The organism is Pseudomonas sp. CBZ-4, assembly GCF_000346755.1.
Taxonomy (GTDB): domain Bacteria; phylum Pseudomonadota; class Gammaproteobacteria; order Pseudomonadales; family Pseudomonadaceae; genus Aquipseudomonas.
Genome location: NZ_ANNV01000098.1, coordinates 12499 through 27565, shown reverse-complemented (window position 1 = coordinate 27565; position 15067 = coordinate 12499). Strand labels below are relative to the sequence as shown.

Sequence of the window (15067 nt, the reverse complement as noted above, 5' to 3'; positions counted from 1 at the left end):
TATCCGGGCGTGTGACGCTGCGGGCATCGACCTCACAGTGATCCCCCATGGACGGTTCCCCCGACACGCTTCCCGAGCTGGCTTTCTGGGCATTGTTCCACTGCCGGCACGCGCGCCCACCAGATTCCTTTCTCCTACGTTGATCCATCCCATCGATGGCGTGCCTCTGCGCGCCTGTCTGACGCAAACGTATGAGAATTCCCATGAGTGTTTTTGCCTGCCTGCACGAAGCCCACACCTTCCTTGCGCAACACCCGGACATCGAGATGTTCGAGCTGTTTATCCTCGACAACAACGGCGTACCACGGGGCAAGTTGCTGCACCGCGATGAGCTGTTGGCGGTGTACGAAAGCGGGCGGCCGTTGCCCAGCACTATCCTCGGCCTGACCATCAATGGCGATGACGTGGAAAACTCCGGGCTGGTCTGGGATGTGGGCGACATCGACTGCCGCGCCTACCCGATCAGCGGCAGTTTGCAGCGCATGCCGTGGCGCTTGATTCCGACGGCGGCGGTGCAAGTCAGCATGCATCCGACAGAAGGATTACCCGCCACCGTGGCCGATCCCCGGCATGTGCTGGCCAAGGTGATCGACGGGCTCAAGGCCGACGGGTATTACCCGGTGATGGCGGCCGAGCTGGAGTTCTACCTGCTCGACCAAAAGCCCGACAGCCATGGCCGCCCGCAACCGGCGCGGGATGTAGACGGCGGGCGCCCGCGTTCCACCCAGGTTTACGGCCTGCGTGAGCTGGAGCAGATCGAGCCGTTCCTCGCCGACCTCTACAGTGCCTGCAAACTGCAAGGCATCCCGGCGCGCACGGCGATCTCCGAATACGCCCCGGGCCAGGTGGAAATCACCCTGGAACACCGCTCCGACGCCCTGCAAGCGATGGACGAAGCCGTGCGCTACAAGCGCCTGGTCAAGGGCGTGGCGCACAAACACGGGATGACCGCCTGCTTCATGGCCAAGCCGTTCGACGACCTGGCCGGCACCGGCATGCACATGCACGTGAGCCTGGCGGACGCCGAGGGCCGCAACCTGTTCGCCAGCGAGGCCGCCGATGGCACGCCGCTGCTGCGCCAAGCGGTGGGCGGCATGCTCAGCACCTTGCTCGACTCGCTGCTGCTGTTCTGCCCCAACGCCAACTCCTATCGGCGTTTCCAGACCAACAGCTACGCGCCGCTGGCCGCCACCTGGGGCGTGGACAACCGCACCGTCAGCCTGCGCGTGCCCGGCGGGCCGGCCAACTCCCGGCACATCGAACACCGCATCTGCGGCGCCGACGCCAACCCTTACCTGGCGGCCGCCGCGATCCTCGCCGGCATCCATCGCGGCATCCGCGAAAGGCGCGACCCCGGCGCGCCGGTGGAAGGCAACGGCTACGCCCAGGCCAAGGAGCTGTTGCCCACCGACTGGCTGACCACCTTGCGTGCGCTGGAAGCTTCCAGCTGGGCGCGGGACGCGTTTGGCAGCGAGTTCCTCAACGTCTACCTGGCGGTCAAACGCGCCGAATACCGCCAGTTCATGGGCGAGGTCGGCGAGCAGGATTGGCGTTGGTATCTGCATCAAGCCTGATCGGGTTTGCGGTGGTGAAGGCTTCGACCTTTTTTTCACGTTGCAGTGGTTAAGCTGCGGCATAAGGTCGTTCACTATCGTTTCCTTCATATGGGCCCGTGATGTCGCCACAACCTCCATCCTCCATCGAGATCGAATACGCCGAGCGCTGTGATCGTGAGCACGCGCGGGTCTGTGGCGACACACGTCCGCCCGGGCTGTTGCAGCGCCTGGCGGCGTGGCGTGATGAACGGTTGGTGCGCCACGCGCTGAAGGTGGCGGGCGAGCCGGGGTTGATCCTCGACCTGGCCTGCGGCTCGGGGCGCTTCTGGCCGGTGTTGGCCGAGCACGTCAACCGCGTGATCCTGGCCTCGGACAATTCCCAGGCCATGCTCGACCACGCCCGCACCCACCACCCGGCGGCGCTGCTCAAGCGGATCAAGACGTTCCAGGGCTCGGCGTTTTCCATCGGCCTGTCGGCGAATGCCGTGGACTGCATTTTCTGCCTGGAGCTGTTTCGCCATGTGCCCAGCAGCGAAGGGCGCCTGGCCTTGCTGCGCGAGTTTCATCGAGTCAGCCGCGACACGGTGATCGTCTCGGTCAATTCGGCGGTGGCCGTGGCCGTGGAGGACGAATTTCGTCAGGCCGGTTTCAGCGTGCTCAACCACCAGGAATTCATGCCCGGCTCCAAGCTGTGGCGGGTCTACGTGCTGCGTAAGAGAGGATAACTGCCGCCTGTCGGACTATTCTTTCGTCTCTTGTCGGAGTTTTCATGATGGCGGGGGTATTGCGAGTGCTCGCGAGGCCCTTTCGCGATATATACTGCGCGCCATTCTTCAAGGGAGAGCCGTGTGGCCATCGATATTCACTGGATCTGCGACAACGATAGCCTCGGCCAGCATTGCGCCGAATGGCAGCAGTTGCCATTCGTCGCCCTCGACACCGAATTCATGCGGGTCGACACCTTTTATCCCATTGCCGGGCTGATCCAGATTGGTGATGGCGTGCGCGCTTACCTGATCGACCCCCTGACCATCGACAACTGGCAACCTTTGGCCGCTTTGCTGGAAAACCCGGCGGTGATCAAGGTGGTGCACGCGTGCAGCGAAGACCTGGAAGTGTTGCTGCGCCTGACTGGCAGCCTGCCGGTGCCGTTGTTCGACACCCAATTGGCCGCCGCGTACCTGAACCTCGGGTTCTCCATGGGCTATTCACGGCTGGTGCAAGCGGTGCTGGACATCGAACTGCCCAAGGGCGAGACCCGCTCGGACTGGTTGCAGCGACCGCTGTCGGAGACGCAGATCAGCTACGCCGCCGAAGACGCGCTGCACCTGGCCGAAGTCTATGTGCGCCTGCGCCCGCAGCTGTCCGACGACAAATACGCCTGGGTGCTGGAAGACGGTGCGGAGCTGGTGGCCAACCTGCGCCGCGAAACCGATCCGTACGAGGTGTACCGCGACGCCAAGCTGGCGTGGAAACTGTCCCGCGCCCAGCTCGCCGTATTGCGTGAACTGTGCGCCTGGCGCGAGCAGCAAGCCCGTGCCCGTGACCTGCCGCGCAATCGCATCATTCGCGAACACTCGTTGTGGCCCCTGGCCAAGACCCAGCCGGATAACCTCGCCGCCCTGGGCAAGATCGAAGACATGCACCCGCGCACCGTGCGTCAGGACGGCCAGTTCCTGCTGGACCTGATCAAGCGTGCCGGCAGTGTGTCCATCGACCAATGGCCGCCGGCCGTGGCCGAGCCGTTGCCGGTGGACGCCGCCACGCTGATCAAGCAACTGCGCGCCCTCGGCCAGGCCGAAGCCGAGCGCCTGGACATGGCCCCGGAACTGATGCTGCGCAAGAAAACTCTCGAAGCCCTGGTCAAAAGTGGCTACCCCGATGGGCCTTACCAATTGCCAGACTCGCTGCGTGGCTGGCGCCGCGAGTTGATGGGCCAGGCGCTGCTCGACAGCCTGGCCACTGCCGGAGAACAGCCTTGAAACGTATTTGCTCCATCTACCGCAGCTCCAAACGCGCCGGCATGTACCTCTACGTGCTGAAAAGCGACGAACTGGAACGGGTGCCCGAAGGCCTGCTTGCTGTATTCGGCAAACCGCTGCTCGCGTTCAACCTGGTGCTGACGCCTGAGCGCAAGCTGCAACAGGAAGACATCGCGCAGGTCCTGGAAAACCTCGACAAGCAGGGCTACCACCTGCAAATGCCGCCGCCCGAGGACGAGTACATCGAACACTTGCCCGAAGAATTGCTGCGCCGCAACGACCCGATGTGATCGGTCAGTGCCCCCTCCGGGGCACATTTTTCAATGCAATCGTATTGGTGGGCGGTGGCCGTAAGGATGCGGGCGGCCGTCTGCACTGTTTTTGAAAGGTTTTAAGCATGCGTGTTCTGATTGCTGAACAGGATCACCCGCTCTACGCCCAATTGCTGGGCGAAGCGGCACCGGACCTTGAGGTGTTGACCAGCGGCGACTCGGCCGAATTGTCCCGCCTGGCCGCCGATTGCCCGGTCTGGCTGGGCCAGCCCGACCTGCTGGCCACCCTGTTGCGCCAGGGCCATCAGCCGCAGTGGCTGCAATCGACCTGGGCGGGCATCACGCCGCTGCTGGCCGAGGGCTTGCCGCGCAACTATCGCCTGACCCGTGCGGTGGGCATCTACGGCCAGGTCATGGCGGAGTTTGTGCTCACCTACATGCTCGGCCACGAGCGCGAAGTGCTGGCGCGGCTGGTCAGCCAGGTCGAGCGCAAGTGGGACAGCCGCATGGGCCAGAGCCTGGCGGGGCGCAAGGTGTTGATCGTCGGCAGCGGCGATATCGGCCAGAGCGTTGCCGAGTTCCTGGTGCCGTTTGGCGTCAAGCTGTATGGCATCGCCAGCACGGTGCGCGAGCAGGCGCCGTTTGTCGAAGTGGCCGGCCTGGATCAGTTGGGCCGCTTGGTGGGGGAGGTGGACTACGTGATCAACCTGCTGCCGAACACACCAAACACCCATGACCTGTACGACGCGGCGCTGTTCAAGCAATTCAAGCCGACCGGGTTGTTCATCAATGTCGGGCGCGGGGTGGCGGTGGTGGATGCCGATCTCGTCGAGGCGCTGAAAGAAGGGCATCTGGCGGGCGCAGTGATCGACGTGTGCCGCCAGGAGCCGCTGCCGCAACGCCATCCGTTCTGGACCGCCTGGGGCCTGTTGTTGACGGGTCATAGCTCGGCGCCGACATCGCCGCCGATGATGGTGGCGTTGTTCCTGGAGAACCTGCGGGCCTATCAGGCCAAGGTGGCACTGCGTGGCGAAGTCAGCTTCGAACGCGGTTACTGAGCCGGTTTTCAGATTTGTTCCGTTGACATAAAGCCTGACATTCACGCTGGAACTTCGTCCTTGGGTTTTAACACCCATAGAGCCCGGGAGGCGCCGACAAGCGCCTCCCACTCGACGACGTTTTCAGCTATGGACAGGTACTTTCATGTCAGCCATCACGGCTACGCGTTTCACGCCTTCAATCGCGGCTTTATTGCCTGTTGCGTCATCGACGACGCCTGATCAGCCCAGCACCTCGGCCCCCAAGACCCTCGACAACCCGGCAGCCTTGCACCGCGCATTCGGTGACAACTGCAATTGGCAGACCCTGGCCAGGCATCTCCAGGCCATTATCCAGGCCATGGGCACGCACGACAGTGACCCGGCCTCGCGCCTGAAGAGCGCCGCGATGTTTGTCTGCGAAGACTCAGCCTATTTCCGCCAGCACGCACTGACGGCCATACACACGGTGAGCCTGGAGGACTTTATCCGCGGCAGCGGCCTGAATGTGCCCAGGACCCTGGCGGAGCTGGTCACACTCAATAGCCGGGTGGTCAAGTGGGCCCAGACGCCCCCCCTGGGCAATTTCGGCGGTGCGCTGGCCTGGCCCGCACCCTTGACGCAGCAGGACCAGGCCGCCATCCAACACCTGCTGCAGGGCACGACCACGGGGTTGCCGGGGCTGCCCCTGGTTGACCGTGACAAAGGCGTGCTGGGGTATTTGCTCAGTGGCAGTTCAGTGACCGCTGCCGACCTGGGCGTCGCCAGCCGCGCCTTGGAAAAACTGCTCGGTTCACCCAAGGCCCAGGCACTGGGGCACGCCATCCAGGCTGAACGGGGTGGCGTGCCGACGGACACGAGTGTCAATGACTACCTGATGGCGGCGATCCAGTTGGGGCTGGACCCCGAGTCGAGCCAGGAAACCCGCCCGAACAAAACCGCCGGTTTTGACTTGGCGCAGGCCAGTCACCGCGGGCAACCTGCGAGTGAGGTGATCGAGGGCCTGAGCCGTCACCTGATTGCCAGCGGCCGCGCCAGCTTGCACACCGCCAGGCTCGCGGCACAGTTGCTGCTGGCCAGGGTCGCGCCCGAGTTTTTAGTCCGGCAAATCCCCGCGAGCGTGACCTACGGCAGCCTGACCTGGGCTCAATTGGCGATTGCCACCGCCAGGATCGAAGCGGACACACCTGGACGCTCGCTCTCCATGAGCTACGGCGAAGTGTTGGCGTGTGCTGCGCAACTCCACACCAGCAACACCCTGTTGCAAGGCATCCAGCAAAAGGCACTGACGGACTGGGGCGTGGCGAACGGGGTGCTCAGCCACGATGCGCCGACGGACACCGAGCGCGAGTCAGTGCGCATCGCATACAACCGCCAGATGCAGGCCCTGACCACGGCCAGCAGCCTGGCGCAGACGCCCATCCCCAGCCGTCGGCAGATGGCGCTGGCCGCGCTCAAGGCGGCGTTCCCGGACCTGGCCCCCGCGCTGTTTGAAGCCAAGGCGTTGGTCGGTGTGTTCCGGACTTCCGGCAGGGCCGGGCGGGTTGATGGGCCGCGCTCCATGCTGGACATTGTCATGCACGGCAAAAAACTGGGTGCCGATGTGCATTGGGAGTCGGCCGACAAACGCATCCCCGCCACGGCGTTTTGCCAGCTGTATGACAGCGGCAAGCTGGACATAGCCGAGACCTTCAAGACCCGATATGAACAGGCGATCTCGGCCACTGAAAAGGGCCACCAGGGGCTGGCGCAGTACCTGTTGTCCACGCTGCCACCGCAAGACCGCAAAAACCTCGAGTACGGGGCGTTGGAGTTCTTTCACACCAACGACTACACGATGGCCATGGACCTGTTTTCCAAACCCACCCTGAAAACCCGTGGGCATACCTTGCGGGTCAAAACCACGCTGGGGGGGGAGGTCAATGTCTATGAGATTGACACTGCCAAAGCGACGATCGAGAAACAGAACTTCTGGATCAGGCGCTACACACCGCCTTACACGGACAACAACCTGCATCAGACAGAAGCCAACGTGATCAGCAAGACAGTGTTGTTCAACCCCTTCAAGGATGCGCAGCCCGACCTGGCCAAGGCGCAACCGTCCACTGGCGCAGACAGCCCCGACGCCGGCTCGGCGCGCAGTGATTACATCGCCAGGGTGTTCGCAAAGTCCCTGGACCTGGGCAATGACGACCTGTTGCGCCAAGCCAGGGGCAACACGTCCTATGACGACCAGCAAGCCAGCAGCCAGGCGGTCGGGGAATTCTTCCTGAACCTGATTCCCTTGAGGTCCGCCATCGTCAACTTCACCCACGGCAATATTGCCGAAGGCCTGTTCGACTTGAGCCTTGATCTGATTGGCTTGGTCACCTTGGGCGCCGGCAAGGCCGCACAAGCGGGCAAGGCGGTGTCAAAGGGCGTCACCACGCTCGGCGGGGTGGCGAAAGTGGCACGATTTGTCGGTGCCAGCACCATCGCTGCATTCAACCCACTGAGCGGTGTCGGTGATGTGGCCATGGGCGGCGCCAGGTTGATCGGCAACGGCGGCCGCCGTCTGATTGCCAAAGGCCTCGAGGGGGTCAACCGGCTCAGAGGCGCCAGTGGCAGTTACGACCTGCTGAAGGCCGCCAGCAAACAGCACGCTGAAGTGGCCATCGGCACCTTTGAGGTGGCAGGCCAGGCTTTTGAAGGCGCCGCCGTGTTGCGCAATGGCAAATGGCATGGCTTTGACGTCGACCAGCTGCGTGCTTTTGGTGGCGAACTCGATCACTTCAAGGCCCATGCACGGGCGGTAGACGGCGTACTGGTCAGGGCGGAGGTTGCCTCGGGTCGGGAGCTGAGCAACGGGCTGTTTGCCGAATACAGATTGCCCGAGTCCACCCTCGCCGGACGCTCGCGTAACAGCCAGGGTGTGTATGTGGCGGCTGATGGCCACGTTTCCCATATCCGGCATATCGACAGCAGTGGCCAATCGGCAGTCTATGACGTCCGCGAGGTTAGCCATACGCCTGAGGGGAGGGTCCAGGCGCGGGTTTACAGCGCCAATCGGCAAACCCCGTTGTTGCTCCAGCATGTGCAGGGCGACCAGTGGATGCGCCTGGGCGCCAGCGGCGGCAGCCCGTCCGGGGTGGCGGCGGATCTCGGACGGGTGATTGGCGGCGGGTCAGAGGGCCGCCTTTACGAGAGCCTTGATGGGATGCATGTCTACAAGGAGACCCGTAGCCCGGGTCATACAAAAGTCCCCGGTTACTTCGAGAGCCAAGCCGCCAGCCTGAACCAGTATTACGGCGAAGGGTTTGCCAGCGCGATGCTCGAAAACGGCCATGGCTACCAGAGGATGAAAAAACTGCCTGGGGTGAGCCTGGAGCAGATTCCCCCGCGCAGCTTGCCGCCGCAGGCCCGGCGCGCACTCGAAGACATGTTGGACACCCTGCAACACAAGGAGCTGTTCCACGACGATATGCAGCTGTCGAACTTCCTCTACTCGGCCACGGAAAACAAAGTCTACCCCGTGGACCTGTCCGCTCCGCCTCGCGACCTCCTGCACGTTGATGAGGCGACCTACGCGATACACCGGGATGACTTCCTGCGCGATGCCCAAAAACTGCGGGCGCAGTTCCGTGAGTTGATCGCGTGAGCGGCCACGGCAGGTTTGTCCTGTTTTTTTTCCTTGGAGCGACACTTACATGACCGTCATCCGTCCCCCAGGCGCTTTCAGTCACAGACCTTCACTGGCCCCGCCGATCCAGTCTTCGTTGACGAGCGCCAAGCAGACTCGAATACCTATCGTGCCGCCCCGTGCGGCCAGCCTCGATAACCCGGCCGCACTGAAAACAGCGTTTGGCGACAGCTGCAACTGGAAAGCACTGGCGCAGAAGCTTCAGGCAGTGATGGCATCTTTGAGCCCGCGGTTTTCCCCGGACGCTTCCCCCACACCAGGGCAGTACACAACCGCCTTTGCCGCCGAACTGGCGTCGTTGTTGCACGGCATGACAATGCCTGTGTGCGAGGATTCCACCTACTACCGCCAGCACGCACTGACGCCGCAAAGCCTGGTCAGCCTTCAGTCTTACCTCCAGGGCAGTGGCTTGAGCGTGCCCGAGTCCTGGGCCGAACTGGTCGATCTGAGCCAGCGTGTGGCGCGGCATGCGCAGGTCCATCCACTGGGTAATTTCAGTGGTGCATTGGCCTGGCCCGTGCCGCTCGGCACCGACGATCAGCGCTCGATCATTGCACTGATGCAAAACGCCAACCCTGCGTTGCCTGGGTTGCCGCTGGCGGATGAGCGCAAAGGTGCGCTGGGGTATCTGCTCAGTGGCAGTGCCGTGTCCGATGCCGACTTGCTGGCCCCGACCCGCGCCATCGAAAAACTGCTCGGCTCGCCCAAGGCTCAAGCGTTGGGGCTGGCCATCCAGACGGAACTGGGCGCGATTGCCACCGACCGCAGCCTCAATGAGTACCTGCTGGCCGCGATCCAACTGGGCCTGGATCCCGAATATGGCCAGGCGCCCGTGCGCAATAGCGTCGCCGGGTTCGATCTGGCGCAGCCCCAGCACCGGGGCCAACGGCCTTCGACAGTGATCGAGGGGCTGCGTCGGCACCTGCTGGATAAAGGCCGCGTGAGCGAGCAAACCGCGCTCTTGGGCGCGCGGCTGGTATTGGCGAAGTCGGCACCGCAGTTTCTGGTCAAGGACATTCCGCCGAGTGTGACGTATGGCAGCCTCACCTGGACCCAGTTGGCGATTGCCACTGCGCGGATCGAGGCCGATTCGCCGGGGCGCTCGCTCAACCTGAGCTACAGCGAAGTGCTGGCGTTGGCCGAGCAGGTCGAGACCCCTGAGCCCGTGCTCCAGGACATCCGCAAAAATGCCTTGGCAGACTGGGGCGTGGCCAATGGTTTGCTCGGCAACGACACGCCATCGGATGCCGAGCGCGAGACTGTACGGGGCGAATACAACCGCCAGTTGCAGGCGCTGACCACGGCCAGCAGTTTGGCGCAGACGCCCATCCCGAGTCGCCGAGAGATGGCGCTGGCCGCGCTCAAGGCCGCATTCCCGACGCTTGAACCCGCGCTGTTTGAAGCGCAGAGCCTGGTGAAAGTATTTCGAAATGAAGGCGGTGACCGGCGTTTTCCCGGGGCACGTTCGATGCTGGATGTCGTGATGCATGGCGACAAGTTGGGCGCTCAGGAGCATTGGGTGTCCGCAGACAAACGCATTCCGGCGGCAGCGTTTTGCCAGCTGTACGAAAACTCGAAATTGCAGGTCGCCGAACCGTTCAAGGCCCAGTACGACCAGGCGATCACCGCGATTGAACAGGGCCAGCGGGGGCTGGCCCGCTACCTGATGTCGACATTGCCGCCGCAAGACCAGAGGAACCTCGAATACGGGCAACTGGAATTCTTCCATACCAACGACTACACGATGGCCATGGACCTGTTTTCCAAGCCCTCCCTCAAAACCCGTGGGCACACGTTACGGGTCAAGACCACGCTTGAGGGTGAGGTGAATATCTATGAGATCGACACCCGGCGCGCCACGATCGAAAAGCAGAACTATTGGAAAACCCGCTATACCCCGCCTTATACCGACAAGAACCTGCACCAGGTAGAGGCCAACGTCATCAGCAAAACGGTGCTGTTCGACCCGTTCAAGGATGAGCCTGACCTGGCGAAGGAGCGCCCGGTGCCTTCGCAAGGCAGCGCAACGTTCGGCTCGCCGCGCAGCGACTACATTGGCCGGGTCTTTGCCACGTCCCTGGATTTGCACAATGACGATGTATTGCAGCAAGCCAGGGGCATCACGTCGTTTGACGAGAACGCGGCAGCCAACAAGGCGATCGGTGAGTTTTTCCTCAACCTCATCCCCCTGCGGTCCGCCATCGTCAACTTCAGCAACGGCAACGTCGCCGACGGGTTGTTTGACCTGAGCCTGGATGTCATTGGCTTGGTCACCTTGGGCGCGGGCAAGGCCGCACAAGCGGGCAAAGCATTCTCCAAGGGCATTTCCAGCCTGAGCGGCGCGGCAAGAGCGGCGCGATTTCTAGGGGCCGCAGCGATTGAAGCCTTCAACCCCTTGAGCGGGGTCGGCGACTTGACGCGGGGCGCCGCCGGACTCATCAAGCAAGGTGTCAGGCAGTTGGCTTTCAAAAGCCTTGAGGGTGTGAACTGGCTCAGAGGGGCAAGCGGCAGCTATGACGTCTTGAAGGCAGCGAGCCAGCAGCATGGCGCGGCGGCAATAGGCACCTTCAAGGTCGCTGGGGAAATGGTGGAGGGCGGGGCGATCTTACACAAAGGGCAGTGGTATGCCCTGGATGTAAAAACGTTGCGTCCCTATGGCCGTCCCCTCGAAGCATTTGCGCCCAGCACCCATGCAATCAAGGGGGTGGTCCAGGCCAAGGCCATACCGCGCGGTGCGCAGTTGAACAATGAGTGGCATGCCGCTTTCAAGGTGCCGGAGTCTTCGATCACCGGGCTGTCGCGCAACAGTCAGGGTCTTTACCGTGCGGCGGATGGGCACACGACGTATATCCGTCACACCGATCATCTGGGTCAGTCTGCGGTGTATGAGGTTCGACAAGCCACCCGAACCGAAGAGGGGATGGTCCAGGCACGGATTTACCACAACAATCGGCAAACCGAACTGCTGGTACAACATGTGCAGGGTGACCAGTGGCAACGCCTTGGCGCGAAGGGGGGGTATCCGTTTCCGGTGAATAGCGATTGTGGTCGAGAGATCGGCTCGGGCGCAGAGGCGGTGCTCTATGAAAGTCGCGATGGCACCAGCGTGTACAAATGTTTCGACACAGAGGTTGAGTCATTTGATATCAACGCCGTCATGGATCAAGCGTATTACTTGAACGCTTACTATGGCGAGGGCTTTGCCGAGGCGTTTACTGACATGGGGGATGCCTATATCAAGATGAAAAAGCTGGATGGCGTCAGTCTTAAAGGCATTCAGCGCAATAGTCTGCCGGTAGACGTGCGAGCGCTTTTGGATGACGCCTTCAAAACCATGGAGGACAAAGGCATCTTCCATCGCGATCTGCACTTGGGGAATTTCTTGTATTCAGCCAAGGATAAGAAAATCTACCCGCTGGATATCAGCACCAGAAAACACAGCAACGGGGTTGACGGTGACCCTTTGCCGGATGACCTGATGGATGACTACGAACTTGAAAAGGCTGACTTGTATGCCGAGTTCAATAAATTGTTGATGGCAGCCTGATCGTCGCGTTGCCTGGCTGCCCACGTGGTCATTCAATCGCCGGCGGTGACTCACGAATGATTCACCGCCGGGAGAGCGTTAGGCGTTACAGGCTGAAATCACCTTCCGACACCAGCTCGCTCAACGGCCGGCGCGGGCTCGGCACTTCACGGCCTTGCAGGTATTCCGGCAGGGTCGACTTGTCCCCCAGCTTGCCCACCGCAACGGCGGCATGCAGGGCATAACCTTCCGGGATTTTCAGTTCTTTGCGGGTCAGTTCCTGATCGAAACCGGCCATGCCGTGGGTGTGCCAGCCGCTGAGGCTGGCTTGCAACGCCAGGTGGCCCCAGGCCGAACCGGTGTCGAAGGTGTGCCACAACGCCGGGGTTTCTTCGCTGGCGCCGGGGGCGGTGAAGTCGGTCTTCGAGGCGATGATCACCAGCGCCGAGGCGTGTTGCGCCCAGCCACGGTTGAATTCATTGAGCAGGCCGAGGAAACGCTCCCAGTCCGGCGTGTCGCGGCGCGCGTAGAGAAAACGCCATGGCTGCGAGTTGTAGGCCGACGGCGACCAGCGCGCGGCTTCGAAGAAACTCAGCAGGGTTTCCTGCGGGATGCTCTCGCCGGTAAAGGCGCGGGGCGACCAGCGTTCGGTGAACTGGGTGTGGATCGGGTAGTCGGCAACACGTGTCATGGGCGCTTCCTGAGGGTCAATTCGGCGTTCAAAGCTACTGCGCGCCCGCTAGACTGACAAGTGTTGTTACACCGCCAGTCGTAAGCGCTTGGTTCCCGGGGCCTTGGGCACTAGACTGGCGGCCTTTTCACCGACCGATACTGATGTAGAACCATGGCCGCCATAGTCGAACCTTTCTGGAAACGCAAAACCCTTGAACACCTCGATCAGGAGGAGTGGGAGTCGTTGTGCGACGGCTGTGGCCTGTGCTGCCTGCAAAAGCTTGAGGATGAAGACGACAACAGCGTCTATTACACGCGCATCGCCTGCAAACTGCTCGACCTGAAAACCTGCCAGTGCACCGACTACCCCAACCGCCGCGACTCGGTGCCCGACTGCATCCAGCTCACGCCCGGCCAGGCCGACCAGTTCAAATGGCTGCCGCCGACCTGCGGCTACCGCCTGGTCAGCGAGCGCAAGGACCTGCCGCTGTGGCACCACCTGGTCTGCGGCGACCGCGACGCCGTGCACCACGAACGCATTTCCCAGTCCGGGCGCATGCTCGCCGAAGGCAGCGTGCCCGAAGACGACTGGGAGGATTACCTGATCTTCCGCGCAGGCTGATAAAGGAGTCGCTATGACGATGGCAGGCAAGCTGGCCACCACCCTGGTGTTGCTGGCGCTGAGCGGGCCGGGGTGGTGCGCGAAGAAAGTCGATCTGGATTATCACGTCAAGTTGCTGCCCCAGAGCGATCAGGCCGAAGTGCGGGTGAGCCTGTCCCAGGGTTCGGCAGTGCGCAGCCTGGACTTTGACCTGGGCCATGACGGCGACTACAGCGACTTCAAGGCCGACGGCCAGTGGCAAGTAAAGGACCGCCGAGGCGTGTGGCAACCCGGCGCCGACAAGGCCAGCCTGACCTACCGCGTACGCCTCACCCACGCGCGCAAGGCGGGCCTCTATGAAGCGCGCATGACGCCGAGCTGGGCGCTGTTTCGCGGCGAAGACCTGGTGCCCACCGCACGGCTCGACCAGCAGGACGGTGTCGAGTTGGTCTCGCGGCTGGTATTCGAATTGCCCGCCGGCTGGAAAAGCATCGAGACCGCCTGGCCGCGCATCGGCAAGAACAAGTTCCGCATCGACAACGTCTCGCGCCTGTTCGACCGACCCACCGGCTGGATGCTTGCCGGCACCCTTGGCAGCCGCCGCGTGCGCCTGGGCGAAACCGAAGTCACCGTGGCCTCGCCCAAGGGCCAGGCCATGCGCCGCATGGATGTGTTGACGTTGCTGACCTTCGTCTGGCCCCAGGTGGAAGCCGCGTTCCCACGGCATCCGGCCAAGTTGCTGATTGTCGGCGCCAGCGACCCGATGCGCCGTGGCGCGTTTTCGGCCCGCGACTCGATCTACCTCAACAGCCGCACGCCGCTGATCAGCGAAAACGGCAGCAGCCCGTTGATCCGTGAAGTGGTGCAGGCGATCGGGCGTTTCAACGACCATGACACCAGTGACTGGATCAGCGAAGGCCTGGCCGAGTATTACGCCATCGAACTGGTGCGGCGTGCCGGGGGCATTACCGATGAGCGTTATCAGGCGATCCAGGCGCGGCTGGTGAAGGAAGGCAAGGACGTGACCACCTTGCGTGGCGAGCAGGTCAGTGGCGCCACGGTGTCGCGAGCGGTGGTGGTGTTGCAGGAGCTGGACCGCGAGATTCGCGTGAAGACCCACAACAAGCGCTCGCTGGATGATTTGACGCAGGCGGTGATGCGGGCCAATAGCATCACCACTGCCGAGTTTGTGCAGCTTGCAGAAAGCGTGATCGGCGAAGGGTCGGTGGTGCTGGACAGCAAATTACTGCGTTGACGCAAAACCCAATGTGGCAATGATCAATGTGGGAGCTGGCTTGCCTGCGATAGCGGTCTACCTGTGCCAGATGTATTGGCTGACACACTGCCATCGCGGGCAAGCCCGCTCCCACATGGGATTGGGGTTAGCCGATTGATTTAACCGGTTTTTCGGCAGCCACTTCAGCCGGAGTCTTCAGGTTTTTCAGCTCAGCCCCCACGCGCTCGATCTTCGTGCGAACCGTATTCATCTCCTGGCGCCCCTGCTCCAGCTTGTCCTTGAGCGAGCTGTGCCCCGTAAACCCACGGGCCAGCGCCACGCCGCCAATCGCCACCTGGATCAAACCGAAAATCCCACCACGGCGCAGGCCTTTGCCCACCATCATCACGCCACCGGCCACGGAGCCGATGCGTTCCAAGCCGTGCACGTTTTTGCTGTCGTTCATGATCTGTCTCCAACAAGGCGAGTGATACGTAGCTGACCGCCCGCAGGCGCCGGATGTTCC

The 15067-nt window shown here is 62.5% G+C and carries 11 protein-coding genes; 9 read left to right on the top strand and 2 right to left on the bottom strand.

Annotated features, from left to right (window positions below; genetic code table 11):
* Positions 1 to 203: 203 nt before the first annotated feature.
* The 7 genes from B348_RS0111675 to B348_RS0111645 all read left to right on the top strand — a co-directional run bounded on the left by B348_RS0111675 (position 204) and on the right by B348_RS0111645 (position 12073).
* Positions 204 to 1574: a glutamine synthetase family protein gene (locus B348_RS0111675; RefSeq protein ID WP_017736297.1), complete on the top strand. Its 1371-nt coding sequence runs from the start codon at positions 204 to 206 to the stop codon at positions 1572 to 1574.
* A gap of 101 nt (positions 1575 to 1675) precedes the next feature.
* On the top strand, positions 1676 to 2281 hold the full coding sequence (locus B348_RS0111670) for a class I SAM-dependent methyltransferase (protein WP_017736296.1): 606 nt from the start codon (positions 1676 to 1678) through the stop codon (positions 2279 to 2281).
* 123 nt (positions 2282 to 2404) lie between these two features.
* Entirely contained in the window at positions 2405 to 3538 is a 1134-nt protein-coding gene (rnd, locus tag B348_RS0111665; RefSeq protein WP_017736295.1) for a ribonuclease D, read from the top strand.
* Complete coding sequence (locus tag B348_RS0111660; protein ID WP_017736294.1) at positions 3535 to 3828, top strand: YcgL domain-containing protein; 294 nt, start codon at positions 3535 to 3537, stop codon at positions 3826 to 3828. Before rnd ends, B348_RS0111660 begins: the two co-directional genes overlap by 4 nt.
* Positions 3829 to 3935: 107 nt before the next feature.
* Positions 3936 to 4868, top strand: a complete 933-nt coding sequence (locus B348_RS0111655) for a D-2-hydroxyacid dehydrogenase (RefSeq protein ID WP_017736293.1) — start codon at positions 3936 to 3938, stop codon at positions 4866 to 4868.
* A 145-nt stretch (positions 4869 to 5013) separates the two neighbouring features.
* On the top strand, positions 5014 to 8484 hold the full coding sequence (locus B348_RS01000000129925) for a hypothetical protein (RefSeq protein WP_157356502.1): 3471 nt from the start codon (positions 5014 to 5016) through the stop codon (positions 8482 to 8484).
* Between the two features lie 49 nt (positions 8485 to 8533).
* Complete coding sequence (locus tag B348_RS0111645) at positions 8534 to 12073, top strand: hypothetical protein (RefSeq protein ID WP_256204292.1); 3540 nt, start codon at positions 8534 to 8536, stop codon at positions 12071 to 12073.
* 85 nt (positions 12074 to 12158) lie between these two features.
* Here B348_RS0111645 and B348_RS0111640 read toward each other — a convergent pair whose 3' ends face one another.
* Positions 12159 to 12743, bottom strand: a complete 585-nt coding sequence (locus tag B348_RS0111640) for a nitroreductase family protein (protein ID WP_017736290.1) — start codon at positions 12741 to 12743, stop codon at positions 12159 to 12161.
* A 153-nt stretch (positions 12744 to 12896) separates the two neighbouring features.
* Between B348_RS0111640 and B348_RS0111635 the strand changes: the two genes are divergently transcribed.
* The gene (locus B348_RS0111635; RefSeq protein WP_017736289.1) at positions 12897 to 13346 is read left to right on the top strand and encodes a YcgN family cysteine cluster protein; all 450 of its coding nucleotides are present in this window, start codon (positions 12897 to 12899) and stop codon (positions 13344 to 13346) included.
* 13 nt (positions 13347 to 13359) lie between these two features.
* The gene (locus tag B348_RS0111630) at positions 13360 to 14580 is read left to right on the top strand and encodes a hypothetical protein (RefSeq protein WP_017736288.1); all 1221 of its coding nucleotides are present in this window, start codon (positions 13360 to 13362) and stop codon (positions 14578 to 14580) included.
* Positions 14581 to 14707: 127 nt separating this feature from the next.
* On the opposite strand, the gene B348_RS01000000129920 is transcribed toward B348_RS0111630, so the two are convergent.
* Positions 14708 to 15007 carry a DUF2892 domain-containing protein gene (locus tag B348_RS01000000129920; RefSeq protein ID WP_017736287.1) on the bottom strand — a complete coding sequence of 100 codons (300 nt, stop codon included), beginning with the start codon at positions 15005 to 15007 and terminating at the stop codon, positions 14708 to 14710.
* Positions 15008 to 15067: the final 60 nt, after the last annotated feature.

Bases quoted from the DNA above. Each gene is read 5' to 3' on its own strand.
- B348_RS01000000129925 (WP_157356502.1), top strand. From the start codon at position 5,014: ATGTCAGCCATCACGGCTACGCGTTTCACGCCTTCAATCGCGGCTTTA.
- B348_RS0111670 (WP_017736296.1), top strand. From the start codon at position 1,676: ATGTCGCCACAACCTCCATCCTCCATCGAGATCGAATACGCCGAGCGC.
- B348_RS0111675 (WP_017736297.1), top strand. From the start codon at position 204: ATGAGTGTTTTTGCCTGCCTGCACGAAGCCCACACCTTCCTTGCGCAA.
- B348_RS0111630 (WP_017736288.1), top strand. From the start codon at position 13,360: ATGACGATGGCAGGCAAGCTGGCCACCACCCTGGTGTTGCTGGCGCTG.
- B348_RS0111635 (WP_017736289.1), top strand. From the start codon at position 12,897: ATGGCCGCCATAGTCGAACCTTTCTGGAAACGCAAAACCCTTGAACAC.
- B348_RS0111640 (WP_017736290.1), bottom strand. From the start codon at position 12,743: ATGACACGTGTTGCCGACTACCCGATCCACACCCAGTTCACCGAACGC.
- B348_RS01000000129920 (WP_017736287.1), bottom strand. From the start codon at position 15,007: ATGAACGACAGCAAAAACGTGCACGGCTTGGAACGCATCGGCTCCGTG.
- B348_RS0111655 (WP_017736293.1), top strand. From the start codon at position 3,936: ATGCGTGTTCTGATTGCTGAACAGGATCACCCGCTCTACGCCCAATTG.
- B348_RS0111645 (WP_256204292.1), top strand. From the start codon at position 8,534: ATGACCGTCATCCGTCCCCCAGGCGCTTTCAGTCACAGACCTTCACTG.